Raw genomic sequence first — 17,547 nt, forward strand, 5'->3', positions numbered from 1 at the left:
AATTTGCCTGTAAATTTGTATTCTACTTTGTTAATTGAATTCTACATTGATTTTAATTTGTATTTTTGCGGTTTCAACTTAATTTTATGGGAAAAGCAAACATTATAAAACATGAATAACGACTCCTTTATTTCTGGATTTTTTTCAAGAGCCAATTTGAAATTAAGCATTCATAATTTAAGCTATCTTCCAAGATGGATTATTATTGTGATTGATTTTTCGGTCTTGATAGTCTCCTTTTTTTTTACGCTTCTTATCTTTAGGGGAACAGGTTTGAAATACATCATTACAACACATGACGTGTTATTTGTATGTTCTTTTTTTGGTGTAAATATTTTCTTTTTTTGGTTATTTAGAACGTATTCTGGAATTATACGACATTCCTCCTATATTGATGCTGTCAAACTTTTGTTTTCTCAGATGTCGGTTTTGATCGTTTTTCTCTTTTTTAATTTTTCGTATGAACTATTGTACGATGAAAGAGCTTTTTTAACCACAGCTCTTTTTATAAATGTTGTGCTTTCTTTTTGTGGATTGTTTTTGTATCGCGTAGTAGTGAAGCAAACTTTCGAACTTTATTTTTCGGAGAAGAGTCCAACTAAATTAATTCGGGCTATAATTTATGGAACAGATGCCAATGCTATATCGGTTGCCAATGCCTTAAAATTTGAAACGCCTACCCGTTTTAAAATTGTAGGATTTGTAGATAGAAACAATCAAAATGCATCCAAAAGGATGTTGGATTTGCCGATACTGGTTCAAAAGAAAAAATTACCGTCTTTAATGCGTTCTGTTGGTGCTGAGGCCGTTATTATAGCCGATAAAAGTTTAGGAAAAGAAGAACAATTGATTATTGTAGATCAATGTTTAGAGTTTAATTATAGAGTCTATACGGTTCCATTGATTTCTGACTGGGAAAACCAAAAGGAAATTTCTCAAAAGGTAAAGAATATTCAAATTGAAGATTTACTGGAAAGAAAGCCAATAGTTTTAGACAATAAATCGATTTCTAAGCAATTAAAAGATAAAACAGTTCTAATATCTGGTGCTGCAGGATCTATAGGGAGTGAAATTGTAAGACAGGTATTGAGTTTTAATCCTAAAAAGGTAATTATTCTGGATCAAGCCGAAACACCTTTGCATCACTTGAGTCTTGAATTGCAAAAAAATCACTATACTTCCAAAATTCACAATGTCATTGCCGATGTTAGGAATTATGACGCGATGTCTAAAGTTTTTAAATTATACAAACCACAGGTTGTTTTTCATGCAGCGGCTTATAAGCATGTCCCTTTGATGGAAGAAAATCCATCACAGGCGATTTTAACCAATATTGAAGGAACAAAAAATCTAGCAGATTTAGCCTGTGAACACAATGTGATAAAATTTGTGATGGTCTCTACTGACAAAGCGGTAAATCCGAGTAATGTTATGGGAGCCAGTAAAAGAATAGCCGAGAAATATGTGCAGTCTTTGCAAATTAAGAACTCAAAAAAGAACAATGAAAAAGCCACAAAATTCATAACCACTCGTTTTGGAAATGTTTTGGGATCTAATGGATCTGTGGTGCCTTTATTTACCAAACAAATTGCCAATGGTGGCCCTGTTACAATTACGCATCCTGACATTATACGTTATTTTATGACCATTCCAGAAGCCTGCCAATTGGTTTTAGAAGCTGGAGCTATGGGCAATGGAGGCGAGATTTATATTTTTGACATGGGTAAACCGGTCAAGATTATTGATTTGGCGAAAAAGATGATTAAGTTGGCAGGATTTATTCCAGATAAAGATATTAAGATTGAAATAGTTGGATTGCGACCTGGAGAGAAATTGTATGAAGAGTTACTGAATGACACTTCAAAAACGATTCCAACGCATCATGAAAAAATAATGATTGCGGAAGAAATTCAAGATGAATTTGAAAATTTGCATGGTGAAATAAATGAATTGATAGGAATTGCAAATTTCTTTAACAATGATGATATAGTTGCAAAAATGAAAACAATTGTTCCGGAGTTTATAAGTATGAATTCTACTTTTGAAATTTTGGATAAATAAAAAGAATAAAAGGATTTACTAAAAGGTTTGCAATTTTTTTTGTAAGCCTTTTTTTTGCTTAATATAGTTTTACAATGGTTCTCAATACTTCCGAAGTGTCGAGATTATAAAGACTGCTATGGCATTTTTATTAAAAAAAAACTCGAACTCGTGATTGGAGTATGGGGAATTTTTTATAATACGAAACCGTCCAATGTGTTGATAAAACTATATAAATTGTATCTTTGCCTTTTATTTTGAAGTATTAAGAAACGTTAAAATCTTAAGAAGCAGCAAAAAATATTTCAGTCCTAATTTCAGCTTTTAGTCCAAAAAATGAATACTACAAATACACCTTGGCTGTTTGAGATAACGCCCAAAAATAATTTTTTTTCACTTAATCTAAAAGAAGTTTGGCAATACCGTGATTTGCTGTTTCTTTTTGTGAAAAGAGACATCGTTACAGTTTATAAACAAACGGTATTAGGGCCACTGTGGTACTTGATTCAGCCGTTGTTTACAGCTGTTACTTTTACTGTCATTTTTAATAATGTGGCAGGAATAGATACAGGAACAGTGCCTCCGTTTTTATTTAATTTGGCAGGAATCACGGTTTGGAATTATTTTACGGCTTGTCTTAATGGGACTTCAGATACATTTAGGAGTAATGCGAGTATTTTTGGTAAGGTTTATTTCCCAAGAATCATAGTGCCTATTTCGATAGTGATCTCCAATTTATTGAAGTTTGGAATTCAATGCGGAATATTTATCGTTTTTTATCTTTTTTATTATTTTAAGGGTGCTGCCATTAGTTTGAATCTTTCAATAGTGTTCTTCCCATTACTTATTTTGTTGATGGGTATTTTAGGGTTAGGATTGGGAATGCTAATCTCCTCATTGGTTACAAAATATAGGGATTTTAATCATTTGATAGGTTTTGGCGTACAGTTGCTAATGTATCTTTCGGCCGTAATGTATCCTATGGCTTTGCTTAAAGAGAAACTTCCGTCTTATGGATGGTTGGTGCAATACAACCCATTGGCGTATGTTATAGAAACCACCCGCTACATGTTACTCAATGTAGGGCAAATATCAATTTTGGGACTTGTGTATACTTTTTTGGTTACGGGAAGTGTATTTTTTGTTGGTCTACTAATTTTTAATAAGACGGAGAAGAGTTTTATAGATACGGTTTAAGGAAGTTGTCGGTTATGAGTTATCGGTTATCGTTATCAGAGAGCAATGTTAAGTTTAAAGTGTCCGGCTAACAGATTATAATTTTACTTTAAAAAAGTTATAAATATAACTATAGAAATTGGTAAAAACAGGTAAAGTTATAGGTGTAATTAAAACTTTTTAAAAACTAAAAAAAGAAATCAAGTTTTTTTTTGATATAAAATTGGCGTAATGTTTCAAGTTTGAAATTGCGAATTGTAATCCATTTCAAGAGAAAAAATAACGTAATTTTGTCATAGTGTTGGACAAAAAATAAAAACCATGAGAATAGCGACTGCACAAAAAAAATTCATTTATGATTATTGGAAAGAAAAAGAGTCTTCTAATCAAGTATATCTATTTGGGTCTAGAGTAGACGATTCTAAAAAAGGAGGTGATATTGATATTTTGGTATTGTCGGATAAAAAACTACATCATACTGATTTATTTAAAATGAAGCAGTTGTTTTTTTCTAAATTCGGTCAACAAAAAATGGATGTGATCAGTTTTACAAAGAATGATGAAAGCGTATTTAAAAAACATGTCTTGAGTTATGCAAAATTATTAAACAATGAATGAGTTATTCCGATTAGCATTTAAAGAATCGTGTAAATCTTTTGGTGCAGCAATGGAGGGACTGTCTAAGTCTCTTAAACATTGTCGGGCAATCGGTATAAAAGAAAATTATGCTTTTGAAGAAACAGAAGCCTACGATGCATTAATCATAAAATTAACAAGGAATTCGGATGTTTTCTTTCAGCAAATTGTAAAAGGATATTTTAAGTTGAAAGGAGAAGATAATTTGTTGTTTATTGATAGACTTAATTTGTTAGAAAAAATAGGCGTGATAGAAAGCGCTGATACATTGATGGAGCTAAAAAGTTTTAGAAATCAAGCAGTACATGAATATTCGGCGATTGCATTTCAGGAATTGTATGAAGAAGCATTACAATTGACTCCTTTTTTTCAAAAAACCGTTTCTGATTTTATGGATTATTTGAAACAGGAAAATATTCTTAGATAGCAGATTAAAATAACGTACAATTTCCAACTCCCCGAATATCTACAATGAGCAAAGACATTATATTAAAAGCCGAAAATATCTCTAAGCAATACCGCTTAGGACAAGTAGGTACTGGGACTTTGAGTCATGACTTGAACCGTTGGTGGCATCAAGTTCGTGGGAAGGAAGATCCGTATTTGAAAATTGGCGAGACAAATGACCGCAGTACTAAAGGAACTAGCGAGTATGTTTGGGCTTTGCAAGATATTAATTTTGAAGTAGAACGTGGTGAAGTTCTGGGGATCATTGGTAAGAACGGAGCGGGAAAATCGACTTTATTAAAAATATTATCCAAGGTTACGGCGCCAACAACTGGAAGCATCAAGTCTAGAGGACGAATTGCATCTTTGCTAGAAGTAGGGACAGGATTCAATCCTGAATTAACCGGTAAAGAAAATATTTTCTTGAACGGGGCGATTCTCGGAATGACCAAAAAAGAAATCACCTCTAAACTGGATGAAATCATCGAGTTTTCTGGATGTGAGCGTTACATAGATACACCCGTAAAAAGATACAGTAGCGGTATGACCGTACGTTTGGCTTTTGCAGTAGCAGCTTTTCTAGAGCCCGAAATATTGGTGATTGATGAGGTACTGGCCGTAGGAGATGCCGAATTTCAAAAGAAAGCCATTGGCAAAATGCAGGATATATCCCGTGAGGGAGGGAGGACGGTTTTGTTTGTGAGTCATAACATGGCGGCAGTGAAGAGTTTATGTACAAGGGGGATTGTGCTGGAGAATGGGAGGGTGAAATTTGACGGTGCTATTGACGAAGCTGTGGATGCCTATTTAAGTACAGATTATTCTACAGATTGTTCAGTGATTTTTGATAAAAATACCAAGAGAAATGGAAGTAGAAATTTAGAGTTTCTTTCTTTAGATATAAGGAATCAAAATAACGAATTAAGTCAAGAGTTTTCTATTGGAGATGATTTAAACATTAAATTTCGATTGAAGAACAATACGAATGAGGTAAAATCTGAAGTTGGAATCCAAATAAAATCCTCGGATGAGATGCCTATATTTCACATTATGGCTAGAGACTCTAATTATGAATTAAATCATATTGAGAAAGAGGAAGAATATACTATTTGTATTAAAGATTTAAGATTATACCCAGGGACTTATACTATTAGTATCATAAGCGCCAATACAACAGGACATGAAATTCATGATAATATTGAAAATGCATTGTCTTTTCAGATTATAGATGGCGGGAAATATACACTTCGAAATTTGCCAAGATCGGTTGGACTTATGTTTTTAAATCCAGAATGGAAAAAAACGAATAAATAATTGAAGAATCTTAATTATAACTCTTATCGCAAATTAAAATTGAAGATTTTAAAAAAAGTAAAAAATGATTTCAAGAATTAAAAAAGCAATTAAAATTCTTATCAATCACGATAAAAAAAAGGTAGTAAGTGAGAATGATTTATTGCAATATAACAGAGTTCAGCCTTGGTTTGCTGCAAAGGGAGATCAAACGCTTAGATTGGATTATGATTTGAATTCAGATTCTATTGTTTTTGATATTGGAGGATATAAAGGAGAATTTGCAGCAGAAATATTATGTAAGTATAATGCAAACATTTATATTTTTGAACCCATTAGAGAATTTTTCTTGATTATTAAGAACAAATTTTCAAATAACATAAAAGTGAAGCCTTTTAACTTTGGGCTGGCAGGAAAAGAACAAGAATTGGAAATCAGCCTCTCAGATAATTCTTCATCGGTTTATTTAAATGGAGAAAATAAAGAAACAATTCTGATAAAATCAATAGTAGATTTTATTAAAACTAACAATGTCAAACAAATTGATCTAATAAAAATTAATATTGAAGGTGGTGAATACGAACTTTTAGAATCGTTAATAGATAATGGATGTATAAGTATTTTTAAAAATATACAAATCCAATTTCATGATTTTTTGTTTGAAAACGCAAAAGAAAGAATGAATAAAATTCAAGAAAATCTTTCAAAAACCCATGAATTAACGTATCAATATGAATTTGTATGGGAAAATTGGAAAATAAAATAAATAAAAGCTCAAAAATATACATTACTGGTCATAGCGGAATGTTGGGCAGTATAACCTTAAAATTTTTTGAAGAAAAAGGGTATTCTAATATTGTAACTAGAACTCACGCAGCATTAGATTTAACCAATCAGCAAGCAGTTGAGAATTTTTTCGAAAGTGAAAAACCAGAATATGTAATTCATATTGCAGCCAAAGTAGGAGGGATAAAAGCGAATATAGATAATCCAGCTATTTTTCTGTATGATAATTTAATGATGCAAGCCAATATTATAAACTCTGCGTACAAACACAATGTTAAAAAGTTTGTATTTATAGCTAGTTCATGCATATATCCAGCCAATTCTCCACAACCAATGAAAGAAGACTATCTTTTAGACGGGAAATTAGAACCAACTAATGAGGGATATGCTATAGGGAAAATCACGGGAATTAAGTTATTAGAAACTTATAACAAACAATATGGTTTTAACGGAATAAGTTTGATACCAAGTAATCTATACGGGGCAAATGATACTTTTGACTTAGGTCATGCTCATGTTTTATCGGCATTGGTAAAAAGATTTGTTGATGCAAAAAGCAATAATGACGCTTCAATTACTTTATGGGGAACAGGAATTGCTAGAAGAGAGTTCTTGCATGTAGATGATTTTTCGAAAGCAATACTGCATTTTTTCGAAAATTATAATGCTCCAAATTTCATTAATATAGGGACAGGAACCGATATAAGTATAAAAGAATTAGCAGAACTCGTTGCTAGCAAAGTGGGATATTCTGGAGAAGTTATCTGGGACGCTACAAAACCAAACGGAATGTTAAGGAAATGTATGGATGTTTCTAATATGATAAAGGAAGGATTTAAACCCAATAAATCTTTGGAAACAGGAATAGAAGAAGTGATTGAGAGTTATAAAAACAAGAAGCAATGAAAATACCATTAATGCGAAAAGCATTTCTTAGAGAGGAAGAAACGAAAAAAGCATTAGCCGCTTTTATTCTTACAGCGGATAGACTGAGTATGGATATTGAATGCAAGAAATTCGAAAATAAATTTGCACAATACCAACAAAGTAAGCATGCTGTTTTATTCAATAGTGGTGGTAGTGCCAACCTTGCTATGTTGCAAGCCCTAAAAAATTTAGGAAAGCTGAAAGAGGGAGACAAAGTAGGATTCTCGGCATTAACTTGGGCAACCAATACAATGCCTATTATTCAGTTAGGAATGATTCCCGTTGCGTTAGATTGCCAACCGGATACATTAAACACAATGTCAAATCATTTATTAAAAAGATTAGAGACGACCAATTTAAAGGCACTTTTTATAACCAATATATTAGGATTTACAGGAGATGTTGATCTTATAAAACAAATTTGCGAAGCAAGAAATATTATTTTAATTGAAGATAACTGCGAATCATTAGGGACGGAATTGCCCGAAGGAAGAACTGGGAATTTTGGTATTGGCGGAAGCTTTTCTTTTTTTGTGGCACATCACATGTCAACTATAGAAGGGGGTATGGTTTGTACCAATGACGATGACTTTGCCGAAATGCTTAGGATTGTCAGAGCGAATGGATGGGATAGAAACCTGACAGCTGAGCAACAACAAAAATGGAGAACCAAGTTTGATATAGAATCAGAATTTCAAGCCAAATATACTTTTTATGATTTGGGATATAACTTTAGACCTACTGAAATTACCGGTTTTTTAGGTCAATATCAAATGCAGTTTTTAGAAGAGAATATCACAAAAAGAGAGCAGAATTATTTAAGAATAGAAAAAGTTATAAAAGAGAATTCAGATTTTGTTCACCTCAAACACGATCATATCACGACTTTATCAACATTTGCCTTCCCGTTGGTTTGTAAGACTCCCGAATTACGGAAGTTTTATTTAGATAAATTTACGGAGGCTGGAGTAGAAATTAGACCAATGATAGCAGGTAATATGCAGGAGCAGCCTTTTTACAAAAAATATGTAACCGAGTTGTATGATATGCCGGGTGCCAATATGATGCATGCCAATGGTTTTTACTGCGGAAATTACCCAGAGCTTTTAGAAGAAGATTTAGTAGTTATTGAAAATTTATTAAAAAAATAATGGTTGTTGTTCAACTCATAGGTGGTTTAGGAAATCAATTATTTCAATATGCGGCGGCAAAATCGCTGGCTATTGAAAAAAAGAAAAAATTGTGTATTGATGTTTCGCAATTTGAAAACTATAAATTGCATAATTATGCTTTAAATCATTTCAATATAGTTTCTAATATTTATAAGAGACCCAATAAATATTTAAGAAAAATAAAGAGTTTTTTTCAAAAAAATATTTATTATAAAGAGGTTGAATTTGGATATAATAAAGACCTAATTGATATAAATGGAGATAACATTTTTTTAGAGGGCTATTTTCAATCCGAAAAATATTTTTTAAAATATGAAAAAGAAATTTGGAAGGATTTTGAAATAATAGCGCCATTAAAAACAGTCACAAAAGAGACAATAGAACAGATACAAAAAGTAAATTCAGTATCCATACATATTCGAAGAGGTGATTATTTAACCAATCCAATACATAATACCAATAAAGAAAACTATTATGAAAAGGCTTTGGGAATTATAGAAAATCGAATAGAAAATCCTGTGTTTTTTGTTTTCTCAGATGATATGGATTGGGTAAAGTTGAACTTTTCGACAAAACAGGAAACTGTTTTTATTGATTTTAATGATGCTTTAACTAATTTTGAAGATCTAAAATTAATGTCGTCTTGTAAACACAATATAATTGCTAATAGCAGTTTTAGCTGGTGGGGCGCATGGCTTAATCAAAATCCTGATAAAATTGTAATTGCACCAAAGCAGTGGTTTAATGATGATTCAATATATTCAGAAGACATAATTCCAACTAGTTGGACTAATATATAAAATATGAAAAAAGCATTAATAACAGGAGTGACTGGGCAAGACGGTGCTTATTTAGCAGAGTTCTTATTGGACAAAGGTTATGAAGTTCACGGTATAAAACGAAGAGCTTCCTCATTTAATACCCAAAGAATAGATCATTTATTTAGGGATTTACATGAAGAGAATGTGAAGTTTATATTGCATTATGGTGATTTATCAGATGCTACTAATCTCATTAGAATTATACAGGAAATTCAACCTGATGAAATATACAATTTAGGAGCCATGTCTCATGTGAAAGTGAGTTTTGATACTCCCGAGTATGTTGCGAATGTGGATGGTTTAGGTGCTTTGAGATTATTGGAAGCGATTCGGATTTTAGGGTTGACGGAGAAAACTAAGATTTATCAAGCCTCAACTTCAGAATTGTTTGGATTAGCTCAAGAAGTTCCTCAAAATGAGAAAACACCTTTTTATCCAAGATCTCCTTATGGTGTTGCCAAAATATATGCTTATTGGATTACGGTTAATTATCGGGAAGCTTACAATATGTTTGCTAGTAATGGGATTTTGTTTAACCATGAATCGCCATTGCGTGGAGAGACTTTTGTTACCCGAAAAATCACTATGGCTACCGCCAAAATAGCTTTGGGATTGCAAGATACTTTGTATATTGGGAATTTGAATTCGCAACGGGATTGGGGGCATGCCAAAGATTATATAGAAGCAATGTGGCTTATTTTGCAACAAGATAAACCAGATGATTTTGTAATTGCAACTGGAAAAACGACATGTATTCGTGAATTTGTAAAAATGGCATTTTCTGAATGTGGAATTGAATTAGAATTTGATGGAGAAAAAGAAAATGAAGTTGGACGTGTTAAGTCCTGTTCAAATTCCCAGTATCAAATAGAAATAGGTAAAATTGTTGTCAAAGTAGATCCAACGTATTACAGACCAACCGAAGTAGATTTATTAATAGGCGATGCTACAAAAGCGAGAACTGTTTTAGGATGGAAACCTAAGTATGATTTGAAAGCCATAGTAAAAGAGATGATCGCATCAGACTTGCAATTATTTGAAAAAGAAATATAGTAGAATGCTATCAAGTCCAAAAATAACAGTGCTCATGCCTGTGTACAATTGTGAGTTGTACATACAGGAAGCTGTAGATAGTGTTTTAAATCAAACGTTTACCGATTTTGAGTTTTTAATAATAGATGATGCTTCTACAGATGCAACTGTTGCTATTATTAAAAAGTACAATGACCCAAGGATACAATTAATTCAGAAACCTGAGAACTCGGGCTATACCAATAGTTTAAATCATGGATTAAGTATTGCAAAAGGCGAGTATATTGCTCGTATGGATGGAGACGACATCAGTTTGCCAGAACGGTTTGCCAAGCAAGTTGCTTTCTTGGATGCTAATCAAGATGTGGTTTTGTGTGGGACGTTCTATAGCATAATAGGTACGGAAAAGGGTATTACTGTTCCAGAAAATTTTGAAGACATAAAATTGGCTTTATTGAGAAAATGCTGTTTTGGACATCCAACAGTTATGATTAGGAAAAAAAGCCTTGACAAATTAGTAGTGATTTATGACGTAAGTAAAGAACCTGCTGAGGATTATGATCTTTGGATTCGGTTATTGGCTATAGGTAAATTGCATAATTTACAAGAAGTTTTACTAAATTATCGTGTACATGATTCACAAGTTTCTCAAAAAAGAGATAAACAACAAATAAACTCAGCTTTAGAAGCAAGGCTCAATATATTGCAGTATTTAGATTGTACAATAGAAGCAAGTGAACGAGAGCTTTTAAAAAAAGTAATCCTGAATAGTGATGATACTAGTTTCGATGAAATAAAACAATTTTTATTTTTAAATGATAAACTAAAGTTATCAAATTCAAACTCATTTTTTGAGACAAAAGGATTTCAAGATTATTTGTGTTCATTAGAGGAAAAGACATTTAGAAAATATTTTTTGAATAGGAATAGATATTCTCCTATGGTTTATTTAGATTATTTAAGGATTAAAAAAAAATGGAAATTAATTAGTAGAGAGGAGTTAAAATTAGCCGTCAAAGCTTTAATTTTTTATAAGAATAAATGAAAAAACCATTAGTCTCTATAATAGTTCCCTGTTACAACCAAGCTCAGTACTTGGATGAAGCTTTGCAATCCGTATTCTATCAAACGTATGCTCAATGGGAATGTATTATTGTAAATGATGGTAGCCCAGATGATACAGAGCAAATAGCTATTAAATGGACTATAAAAGATAAACGCTTTAAATATTATAATAAAGCAAACGAAGGTGTAAGTAGTGCTAGGAATTTTGGCATTGCAAATTCAATGGGTGAGTTTATTTTACCATTAGATGCAGATGATAAAATTTCTAAGGATTATATTGATTTAGCAATAACTGCTTTTCAAGAAAATTCTTCACTAAAAGTAGTTTATTGTAAGGCTGAGAAATTTGGAGACGAGGTTGGTTTGTGGGGTTTGGATTCTTTTTCACTTTATAATTTAAGTATAAAGAACATGATTTTTTGTTCTGCCTTATTTAGAAAGAAAGATTGGGAATTGGTCGGGGGATATGATGTAGGAATGATACACGGCATTGAAGATTGGGAGTTTTGGATTGCAATATTAAAAAAAGATGGGCAAGTAAAATGTTTAGATAGTATTGGCTTTTATTATAGAGTAAAGAAGGTTTCAAGGCAAAAGCTTTTTGATAAAAATAATTATGATGATTCCATTAATTATATAACTATTAAGCATGCCGATTTTTTTGTAAATCAGCATGGTAATTCAATTCAACTTTATAGAGAAAATTTAGAATTAAAAAAGTTTCACTCAAAAGTAGTTTCAAGTTTTTTGTATAAAATGTACAAGTTTCCATTGTCTCTATATAAAAAGTTAAACAAGTTCTTAAAATGAAAGTATCAGTAATAGTATTGGCAATGACTACTACAGAGGAATTATTTAGGATGACCTCTAATTGCATTAGTTCTTTGATAGTATCTGAAAGCACTATCGAAATGGAGATTATTATTATTGAATCAAATAAAAATTATCCTAATTCAGGATTTGTATATCCAGAATTTGTAAAAGTCATCATTCCAGAATCAGATTTTAACTTTCACAAGTTTCTAAACATAGGAATCAAAGCATCAACGGGAGAATATGTTGCATTGTGCAATAATGATTTGATTTTTTATAACAATTGGTTCAGCGAAATTCTGAAAGTCAAAGAAGAGAATCCTTCCATAAAGTCCTTTTCTCCAAGTGGGAAAATTGATGATTATTCGTTTAGCAAAATATTTGAATTGGGATATAAAGTAAGAACTCACGTTATGGGTTGGTGCATTGTTGCCAATCGAGAGGTGTTTGCTAGAATTGGTTTTCTAGATGAAACATTTGATTTTAATTATGCCGATAATGATTATGCAATGACCTTAAAAAAGTACAATATAAAGCATGCTCTTGTAAACACTTCTAAAGTGGAACATTTGGAAAGAGAAAAGAGAAATGAAAAAAAAGAGGATGTTGGATTAGAGTATAAAAAAATGCAGTCAGAAGTCAATTTAGGTTTGATCGATTTGCCTAAATACGCTTTTAAGGAGGAGTTTAAATGGCTATTTGAAGATAAAAAAGCGTTAATAGATCATGTTAAATTTCATAAAAAATGGGGAGATCCAGAAAAATTATATAGGAAAAACAAAGTTGTAGATATTTTAATCAAATATAATTTAGGATTTTTCAATAGATTTTTCCTAAATGGTTAAGTGCTGTATAAGCAATAGTCAAAATATAAGATTGACACAAATTATACTTTCGAATGTTTAGGAGTTTACAGTATTGTGACCATGACTTCAAAAACAGTGTTATTAATAGAAAGGGACAACCAAAATTAAAACTTGAGATGTGTTTTTATAGTCATAAAAAAGTAAAGTGAAATTAAGTTTTTTAAATTCATAAACATGAGAGTAGGCTTCAATCCACATAAAGATAAAATTCAAAATGCATCTGAGTACATGCATCAGATCATTGTTCCTGTTTATATCCCCAATCTAGAAGGCTATTTTAAAGATAGTTTCGAAATATTGGGACTATGTTTGGATTCATTATTTAAAACCATTCACCAAAAAACATGCATTACGATTGTAAATAATGGAAGTTGTTTAGAAGTTGTAGATTATCTGAACAATTTGTTTCAAGAAAATAAAATACAGGAAGTAATTCATACTACTAATATTGGGAAACTTAATGCTGTTTTAAAAGGGATTTCGGGAAATAATTTTCCTTTAATTACAGTTTCGGATGCCGATGTGCTTTTCTTGAACGGATGGCAAGAGGCCAGTTATTCCGTTTTTGATGCGTTTCCAAAAACGGGAGCTGTTTGTCCTACACCTTCTTCACGTTCTTTGAGAACCTATACGGCCAATGTGTATTGGGATTTGTTTTTGTCGAATAAAATAAAATGTACTCCGGTAGTAAATCCTGATGCTTTAAAAATGTTTGCATTAAGTGTAGGGGATACCAATTTTTATAATGACACACAACTCCGTACATTTTTAACAGTTAGTAATGATAATATGAAAGCTGTTGTGGGTGCGGGACATTTTACGACCACTTATAGAGCGGAAGTATTCAATAATTTAGAAAGTAGATTTGCAAAATACAAATTAGGAGGCGATAGCGAAGGACGATTTTTAGATATTCCCGTTATAAAAAAAGGGCTTTGGCGGGTATCAACTGAGGATAATTATGCTTATCACATGGGGAATGTTATAGAAGATTGGATGTTCGATGCCGTTTCTAAATTGGTGCAGAATGATAAAGGAAGTGATTTTGAGTTAAAATCCATTCAACCAAGTTCTAAACTGACTTATTTTGTAAAAAGTAAATTATTTGCCAAGTTTATTTTGAATAAAAAAATAATGAAGTATTTCTTAATCTGGAAAGGATTAGATATGGAAGATGCCGAAAATTATTTAGTATGATTGCAATACTACAATAGTTTGTAAAATTAGTTTCGAACAAATTGTTTTTTTTAGAGATATATACATAGGAAACAAACCGTCTTAAGGAAACGATGTTATTTTTTATATAGCAAATTAATTAACCAGAATAGAAACAGAACAGTATTAAAAATAAAAGCTATTTTAATAAAACGAAATGTTTTTTAAAATTAGCTTCATATATTACAACATTGCTTATGAAATTCCCAGTTTCCATTATTACAATAAACTATAACAATTCACTTGGACTTCAAAAGACTATAGAGAGTGTATTGTGCCAAACATACAAAGATTTTGAGTACATTGTAATAGATGGCGGTAGTCTTGATGGAAGTTTAGAGATTATTCAGAATCATGAAAAAGAAATTTCTTACTGGGTCAGTGAGAAAGATGGAGGTATATATAATGCGATGAACAAAGGCATCAGGCAAGCAACTGGTAAGTTTGTTTTGTTCATGAATAGTGGTGATTTCTTGTATGATGCTTTTGTATTAGAGAATTTAATAAAAGAAATTACTGTAGATGATGAAATCCTATATGGTGATGTTTTGCTAAGAAATGAGAAAAAAAAATGGGAGAGAATTCAAAGACATCCTGAGGAATTGCCTTTTTCCTATTTCTATAGACAAACAATTTGTCAACAGGCTTGTTTAATCAAAAGGTCATTGTTTCATACTATTTTCTTTTATAACGAAAATTATAAAATTTGCTCCGATTGGGAATTTTTTATTTATGCAGTTTATATTGCGAGGGTAAAAACAAGAAAAGTAGATTTTTTAATATCCATTTATGATACGACTGGAGTGTCTGGGAATCCAAACTTCAAACATATAGCAACAGCAGAACGGGAGCAAACTATTGAAAAATATTTTCATTTGTATAAAGATGATTACAAAAGATTACTTTCCTATTCTTCTCCTCGTTTTGATCAATTAATACAAATAGAAAAGTTTGCTTTTATCAGGAAATTAGTGTCGATTGTTTTTAGTGTACTTTTATACATACTCCCGGATAAACACAAATAGTATCATGATTACCATTTTATATACCTATCGCAATAGAGATTTAGTGCGTATCAAGAGAACTCTTCATTCGTTGTCAAAGCAATCATTGTCAAATTTTAAAGTATTATTTTTAGATTATGGCTCTAAAAAAAATCTGGCTTATGAAGTTGAACAACTTATAAAAGAGTATGATTTTGCTAATTATGAATATCTTTTTACGGAGTTGCAACCTTGGAATAAGGCTAAAGCATTAAATCATGCAATAAAAAAAGTAGATACTGATTATTGTTTTATTGCTGATGTAGATATGATTTTTCATCCAAAATTTACATCAGTATTAGAAGATAAGATACATTCAAATAAAATAGCGTATTTTCAAGTTGGTTTTTTGAGTAAAGAAGAAAGCGTTAAAGAGATTGCTTTTGAGGAATATAAAATCAATTTTAAGAGTAATGAAGAAGCCACAGGAATGACACTATTTCCATTAGCCGCTCTTCATTTGATAAATGGTTATGATGAGTTTTTTCATTTTTGGGGTTCAGAAGACACCGATATTCAAAACAGATTGAGAAATGCAGGTTTTGAAATTGAATATTGTAATGATGAGGTTTTATTGCTTCATCAATGGCATAAAAATTATAGAAGTAGAGAAACAAAAGCGCTTAATCCTGAATTACAGTTGTCAAGAACCGTTGAGATGAATCATTTGCATTTGCAAACTAATTTGATAAATAAAAGAACTCAAGTCAATGAGTCTGGTTGGGGAATGATTATAAGCGAAAATGAATTTATAGAATTAAAAAAGGAAACGCCAAGAGTAATTACTTCTAAAAAGGTTCAGATTGATTACTTTTTGTTTAATGAGTTACCAATGCTAAAAGGAAAAATAATTTCGGTTGTTTTTATTGAAGACCCAATGATTTCAGAATTTAAATACAAAGTAAAAAAAATAATGGGTAAAAAAGTACCCGAATTTTATACTTTAAAAGAAATCAATGATAGGGTATTGCTGCATATTATTTCGTTTTACCATCAAGTGCCTTATAACTATTCAATTAGTCCTGATTTAAAAAGCATTACTTTCAGTATTAAAAAATAGATACGGTTTTAGATTTATTATATTTGTTTAAATATTCTGAATGATGACCAAGGTAATTCTCATATCACAAGTTCCGCTCCCTTTTTCTAAAATAGGAAGTTGGACTACGCTCTATAAAAATTATTTGCAAGGCGAACATCAGATAGATTTTATAATATGTGAACCACCAGAAAAGCAGTTTGAGAATGTTAAGTACAGTTTGGTTGCCAACGATCTCATTTTTAAGATACGAAGAAAAATCAAGAAAAACTGGTACTTAGGCTATCTTGAAGCTTTAGATAGAATTCTGAAACCAAACGAAAAATACATTATTCAAATCATAGATAATTTTGGAATTGTAAAACCACTTACTAGTTTTTTGGTCGCCAAAGGATTGCGATCCAATTGTTGTCTTCAGTTTTTTTACCATGGTTTTCCTCCTTTTTATGAAAATTATCACGGCAGATGGTTTTTTGATTCTATTGATGAAATGGTGTTATTAACAAATGATTCTTATTTGGCTCATAAAAATTATTATACGGTATTGCCAACTCGTTTTGCGGTATTGCATAATGGTATTGATACCACAAAGTTTTTTCCACTTTCGTTAAAAGAGAAGCAAGCGATTAAGCAAACGAAAAACACAAACGATAAAACCGTTTTTGTATGGTGTTCTCAGGATCGTCCCAAAAAAGGACTGAATATTTTACTTCAGGCTTGGAAGCGAGTGTATGAAACTAGGCAAGATATGGTGTTGTGGGTTATAGGTTGTGAACCCAAAACACCGCAAGACGGCGTGGTGTATTTAGGTAGAATTCCCAATGACGAGCTTCCCGTTTATTTTCAAACCTCAGATTGTTATTTGTTTCCTACTCTTTGTCACGAAGGTTTTGGGATGAGCTTAATAGAAGCGTTGCATTGTGGTAATTATTGTATTGCGTCGGCTATTGGGGGAGTTTCGGAGGTGCTTCAATATGGGAAATTGGGCAAATTAATAGAAAACCCGCATTTTGTTTCGGCATGGGAAAATGCAATACTTGATTTTCTTGAAGATCCCGTTCCCAAAATTACTATTTCCCCCGAATTATATTCTTCCGAAAGTTGGTCTGCAGGGATGAACAGTATAATAACAAATGCAAAGGCTTTTAGGGCTGATTAAATAAAAATTGTGCAAAC

Annotated in this window: 17 protein-coding genes; all 17 read left to right on the forward strand. The window is 31.7% G+C overall.

Annotated features, from left to right (window positions below; genetic code table 11):
- Nucleotides 1-111 precede the first annotated feature (111 nt).
- The 17 genes from FNW52_RS13450 to FNW52_RS13530 all read left to right on the forward strand — a co-directional run bounded on the left by FNW52_RS13450 (nucleotide 112) and on the right by FNW52_RS13530 (nucleotide 17,530).
- Entirely contained in the window at nucleotides 112-2,061 is a 1,950-nt protein-coding gene (locus tag FNW52_RS13450; protein ID WP_143377966.1) for a nucleoside-diphosphate sugar epimerase/dehydratase, read from the forward strand.
- A gap of 315 nt (nucleotides 2,062-2,376) precedes the next feature.
- Nucleotides 2,377-3,237 (forward strand): ABC transporter permease, encoded by an 861-nt coding sequence (locus FNW52_RS13455; protein WP_143377967.1) that lies wholly within the window; start codon nucleotides 2,377-2,379, stop codon nucleotides 3,235-3,237.
- A gap of 300 nt (nucleotides 3,238-3,537) precedes the next feature.
- Entirely contained in the window at nucleotides 3,538-3,834 is a 297-nt protein-coding gene (locus FNW52_RS13460) for a nucleotidyltransferase family protein (RefSeq protein WP_143377968.1), read from the forward strand.
- On the forward strand, nucleotides 3,827-4,279 hold the full coding sequence (locus tag FNW52_RS13465) for a hypothetical protein (RefSeq protein WP_143377969.1): 453 nt from the start codon (nucleotides 3,827-3,829) through the stop codon (nucleotides 4,277-4,279). Before FNW52_RS13460 ends, FNW52_RS13465 begins: the two co-directional genes overlap by 8 nt.
- 44 nt (nucleotides 4,280-4,323) lie before the next feature.
- Nucleotides 4,324-5,613: an ABC transporter ATP-binding protein gene (locus FNW52_RS13470; RefSeq protein WP_143377970.1), complete on the forward strand. Its 1,290-nt coding sequence runs from the start codon at nucleotides 4,324-4,326 to the stop codon at nucleotides 5,611-5,613.
- A gap of 64 nt (nucleotides 5,614-5,677) precedes the next feature.
- A complete protein-coding gene (locus tag FNW52_RS13475) occupies nucleotides 5,678-6,358 on the forward strand; it encodes an FkbM family methyltransferase (RefSeq protein WP_143377971.1) in 681 nt (226 codons plus the stop codon).
- Nucleotides 6,334-7,284 (forward strand): GDP-L-fucose synthase, encoded by a 951-nt coding sequence (locus FNW52_RS13480; RefSeq protein WP_143377972.1) that lies wholly within the window; start codon nucleotides 6,334-6,336, stop codon nucleotides 7,282-7,284. Before FNW52_RS13475 ends, FNW52_RS13480 begins: the two co-directional genes overlap by 25 nt.
- Nucleotides 7,281-8,456 (forward strand): DegT/DnrJ/EryC1/StrS aminotransferase family protein, encoded by a 1,176-nt coding sequence (locus FNW52_RS13485; protein WP_255515598.1) that lies wholly within the window; start codon nucleotides 7,281-7,283, stop codon nucleotides 8,454-8,456. The genes FNW52_RS13480 and FNW52_RS13485 overlap by 4 nt, the downstream gene beginning before the upstream one ends.
- Entirely contained in the window at nucleotides 8,456-9,277 is an 822-nt protein-coding gene (locus tag FNW52_RS13490; RefSeq protein ID WP_143377973.1) for an alpha-1,2-fucosyltransferase, read from the forward strand. The genes FNW52_RS13485 and FNW52_RS13490 overlap by 1 nt, the downstream gene beginning before the upstream one ends.
- 3 nt (nucleotides 9,278-9,280) lie before the next feature.
- Entirely contained in the window at nucleotides 9,281-10,351 is a 1,071-nt protein-coding gene (gene gmd / locus FNW52_RS13495; RefSeq protein ID WP_143377974.1) for a GDP-mannose 4,6-dehydratase, read from the forward strand.
- Nucleotides 10,352-10,355: 4 nt separating this feature from the next.
- Nucleotides 10,356-11,375, forward strand: a complete 1,020-nt coding sequence (locus tag FNW52_RS13500) for a glycosyltransferase (RefSeq protein WP_143377975.1) — start codon at nucleotides 10,356-10,358, stop codon at nucleotides 11,373-11,375.
- A complete protein-coding gene (locus FNW52_RS13505; protein WP_143377976.1) occupies nucleotides 11,372-12,205 on the forward strand; it encodes a glycosyltransferase family A protein in 834 nt (277 codons plus the stop codon). The genes FNW52_RS13500 and FNW52_RS13505 overlap by 4 nt, the downstream gene beginning before the upstream one ends.
- Nucleotides 12,202-13,053 carry a glycosyltransferase family 2 protein gene (locus tag FNW52_RS13510; protein WP_143377977.1) on the forward strand — a complete coding sequence of 284 codons (852 nt, stop codon included), beginning with the start codon at nucleotides 12,202-12,204 and terminating at the stop codon, nucleotides 13,051-13,053. The genes FNW52_RS13505 and FNW52_RS13510 overlap by 4 nt, the downstream gene beginning before the upstream one ends.
- Before the next feature lie 195 nt (nucleotides 13,054-13,248).
- Nucleotides 13,249-14,271, forward strand: coding sequence for a glycosyltransferase family A protein (locus FNW52_RS13515; protein ID WP_143377978.1), 1,023 nt, complete (start codon nucleotides 13,249-13,251; stop codon nucleotides 14,269-14,271).
- 215 nt (nucleotides 14,272-14,486) lie between these two features.
- Nucleotides 14,487-15,314, forward strand: a complete 828-nt coding sequence (locus FNW52_RS13520) for a glycosyltransferase family 2 protein (protein ID WP_143377979.1) — start codon at nucleotides 14,487-14,489, stop codon at nucleotides 15,312-15,314.
- Between the two features lie 4 nt (nucleotides 15,315-15,318).
- Nucleotides 15,319-16,392, forward strand: coding sequence for a glycosyltransferase family 2 protein (locus FNW52_RS13525; protein ID WP_143377980.1), 1,074 nt, complete (start codon nucleotides 15,319-15,321; stop codon nucleotides 16,390-16,392).
- 40 nt (nucleotides 16,393-16,432) lie between these two features.
- On the forward strand, nucleotides 16,433-17,530 hold the full coding sequence (locus FNW52_RS13530; protein ID WP_255515599.1) for a glycosyltransferase family 4 protein: 1,098 nt from the start codon (nucleotides 16,433-16,435) through the stop codon (nucleotides 17,528-17,530).
- Nucleotides 17,531-17,547: the final 17 nt, after the last annotated feature.

Source organism: Flavobacterium sp. ZT3R18, from assembly GCF_007097385.1.
Taxonomy (GTDB): Bacteria; Bacteroidota; Bacteroidia; order Flavobacteriales; family Flavobacteriaceae; genus Flavobacterium.

Coding starts and splice junctions, on each gene's coding strand:
- gmd (WP_143377974.1), top strand. CDS start 9,281: ATGAAAAAAGCATTAATAACAGGAGTGACTGGGCAAGACGGTGCTTAT.
- FNW52_RS13470 (WP_143377970.1), top strand. CDS start 4,324: ATGAGCAAAGACATTATATTAAAAGCCGAAAATATCTCTAAGCAATAC.
- FNW52_RS13480 (WP_143377972.1), top strand. CDS start 6,334: ATGGGAAAATTGGAAAATAAAATAAATAAAAGCTCAAAAATATACATT.
- FNW52_RS13465 (WP_143377969.1), top strand. CDS start 3,827: ATGAATGAGTTATTCCGATTAGCATTTAAAGAATCGTGTAAATCTTTT.
- FNW52_RS13510 (WP_143377977.1), top strand. CDS start 12,202: ATGAAAGTATCAGTAATAGTATTGGCAATGACTACTACAGAGGAATTA.
- FNW52_RS13485 (WP_255515598.1), top strand. CDS start 7,281: ATGAAAATACCATTAATGCGAAAAGCATTTCTTAGAGAGGAAGAAACG.
- FNW52_RS13500 (WP_143377975.1), top strand. CDS start 10,356: ATGCTATCAAGTCCAAAAATAACAGTGCTCATGCCTGTGTACAATTGT.
- FNW52_RS13505 (WP_143377976.1), top strand. CDS start 11,372: ATGAAAAAACCATTAGTCTCTATAATAGTTCCCTGTTACAACCAAGCT.
- FNW52_RS13490 (WP_143377973.1), top strand. CDS start 8,456: ATGGTTGTTGTTCAACTCATAGGTGGTTTAGGAAATCAATTATTTCAA.
- FNW52_RS13460 (WP_143377968.1), top strand. CDS start 3,538: ATGAGAATAGCGACTGCACAAAAAAAATTCATTTATGATTATTGGAAA.
- FNW52_RS13530 (WP_255515599.1), top strand. CDS start 16,433: ATGATGACCAAGGTAATTCTCATATCACAAGTTCCGCTCCCTTTTTCT.
- FNW52_RS13450 (WP_143377966.1), top strand. CDS start 112: ATGAATAACGACTCCTTTATTTCTGGATTTTTTTCAAGAGCCAATTTG.
- FNW52_RS13515 (WP_143377978.1), top strand. CDS start 13,249: ATGAGAGTAGGCTTCAATCCACATAAAGATAAAATTCAAAATGCATCT.
- FNW52_RS13455 (WP_143377967.1), top strand. CDS start 2,377: ATGAATACTACAAATACACCTTGGCTGTTTGAGATAACGCCCAAAAAT.
- FNW52_RS13525 (WP_143377980.1), top strand. CDS start 15,319: ATGATTACCATTTTATATACCTATCGCAATAGAGATTTAGTGCGTATC.
- FNW52_RS13520 (WP_143377979.1), top strand. CDS start 14,487: ATGAAATTCCCAGTTTCCATTATTACAATAAACTATAACAATTCACTT.
- FNW52_RS13475 (WP_143377971.1), top strand. CDS start 5,678: ATGATTTCAAGAATTAAAAAAGCAATTAAAATTCTTATCAATCACGAT.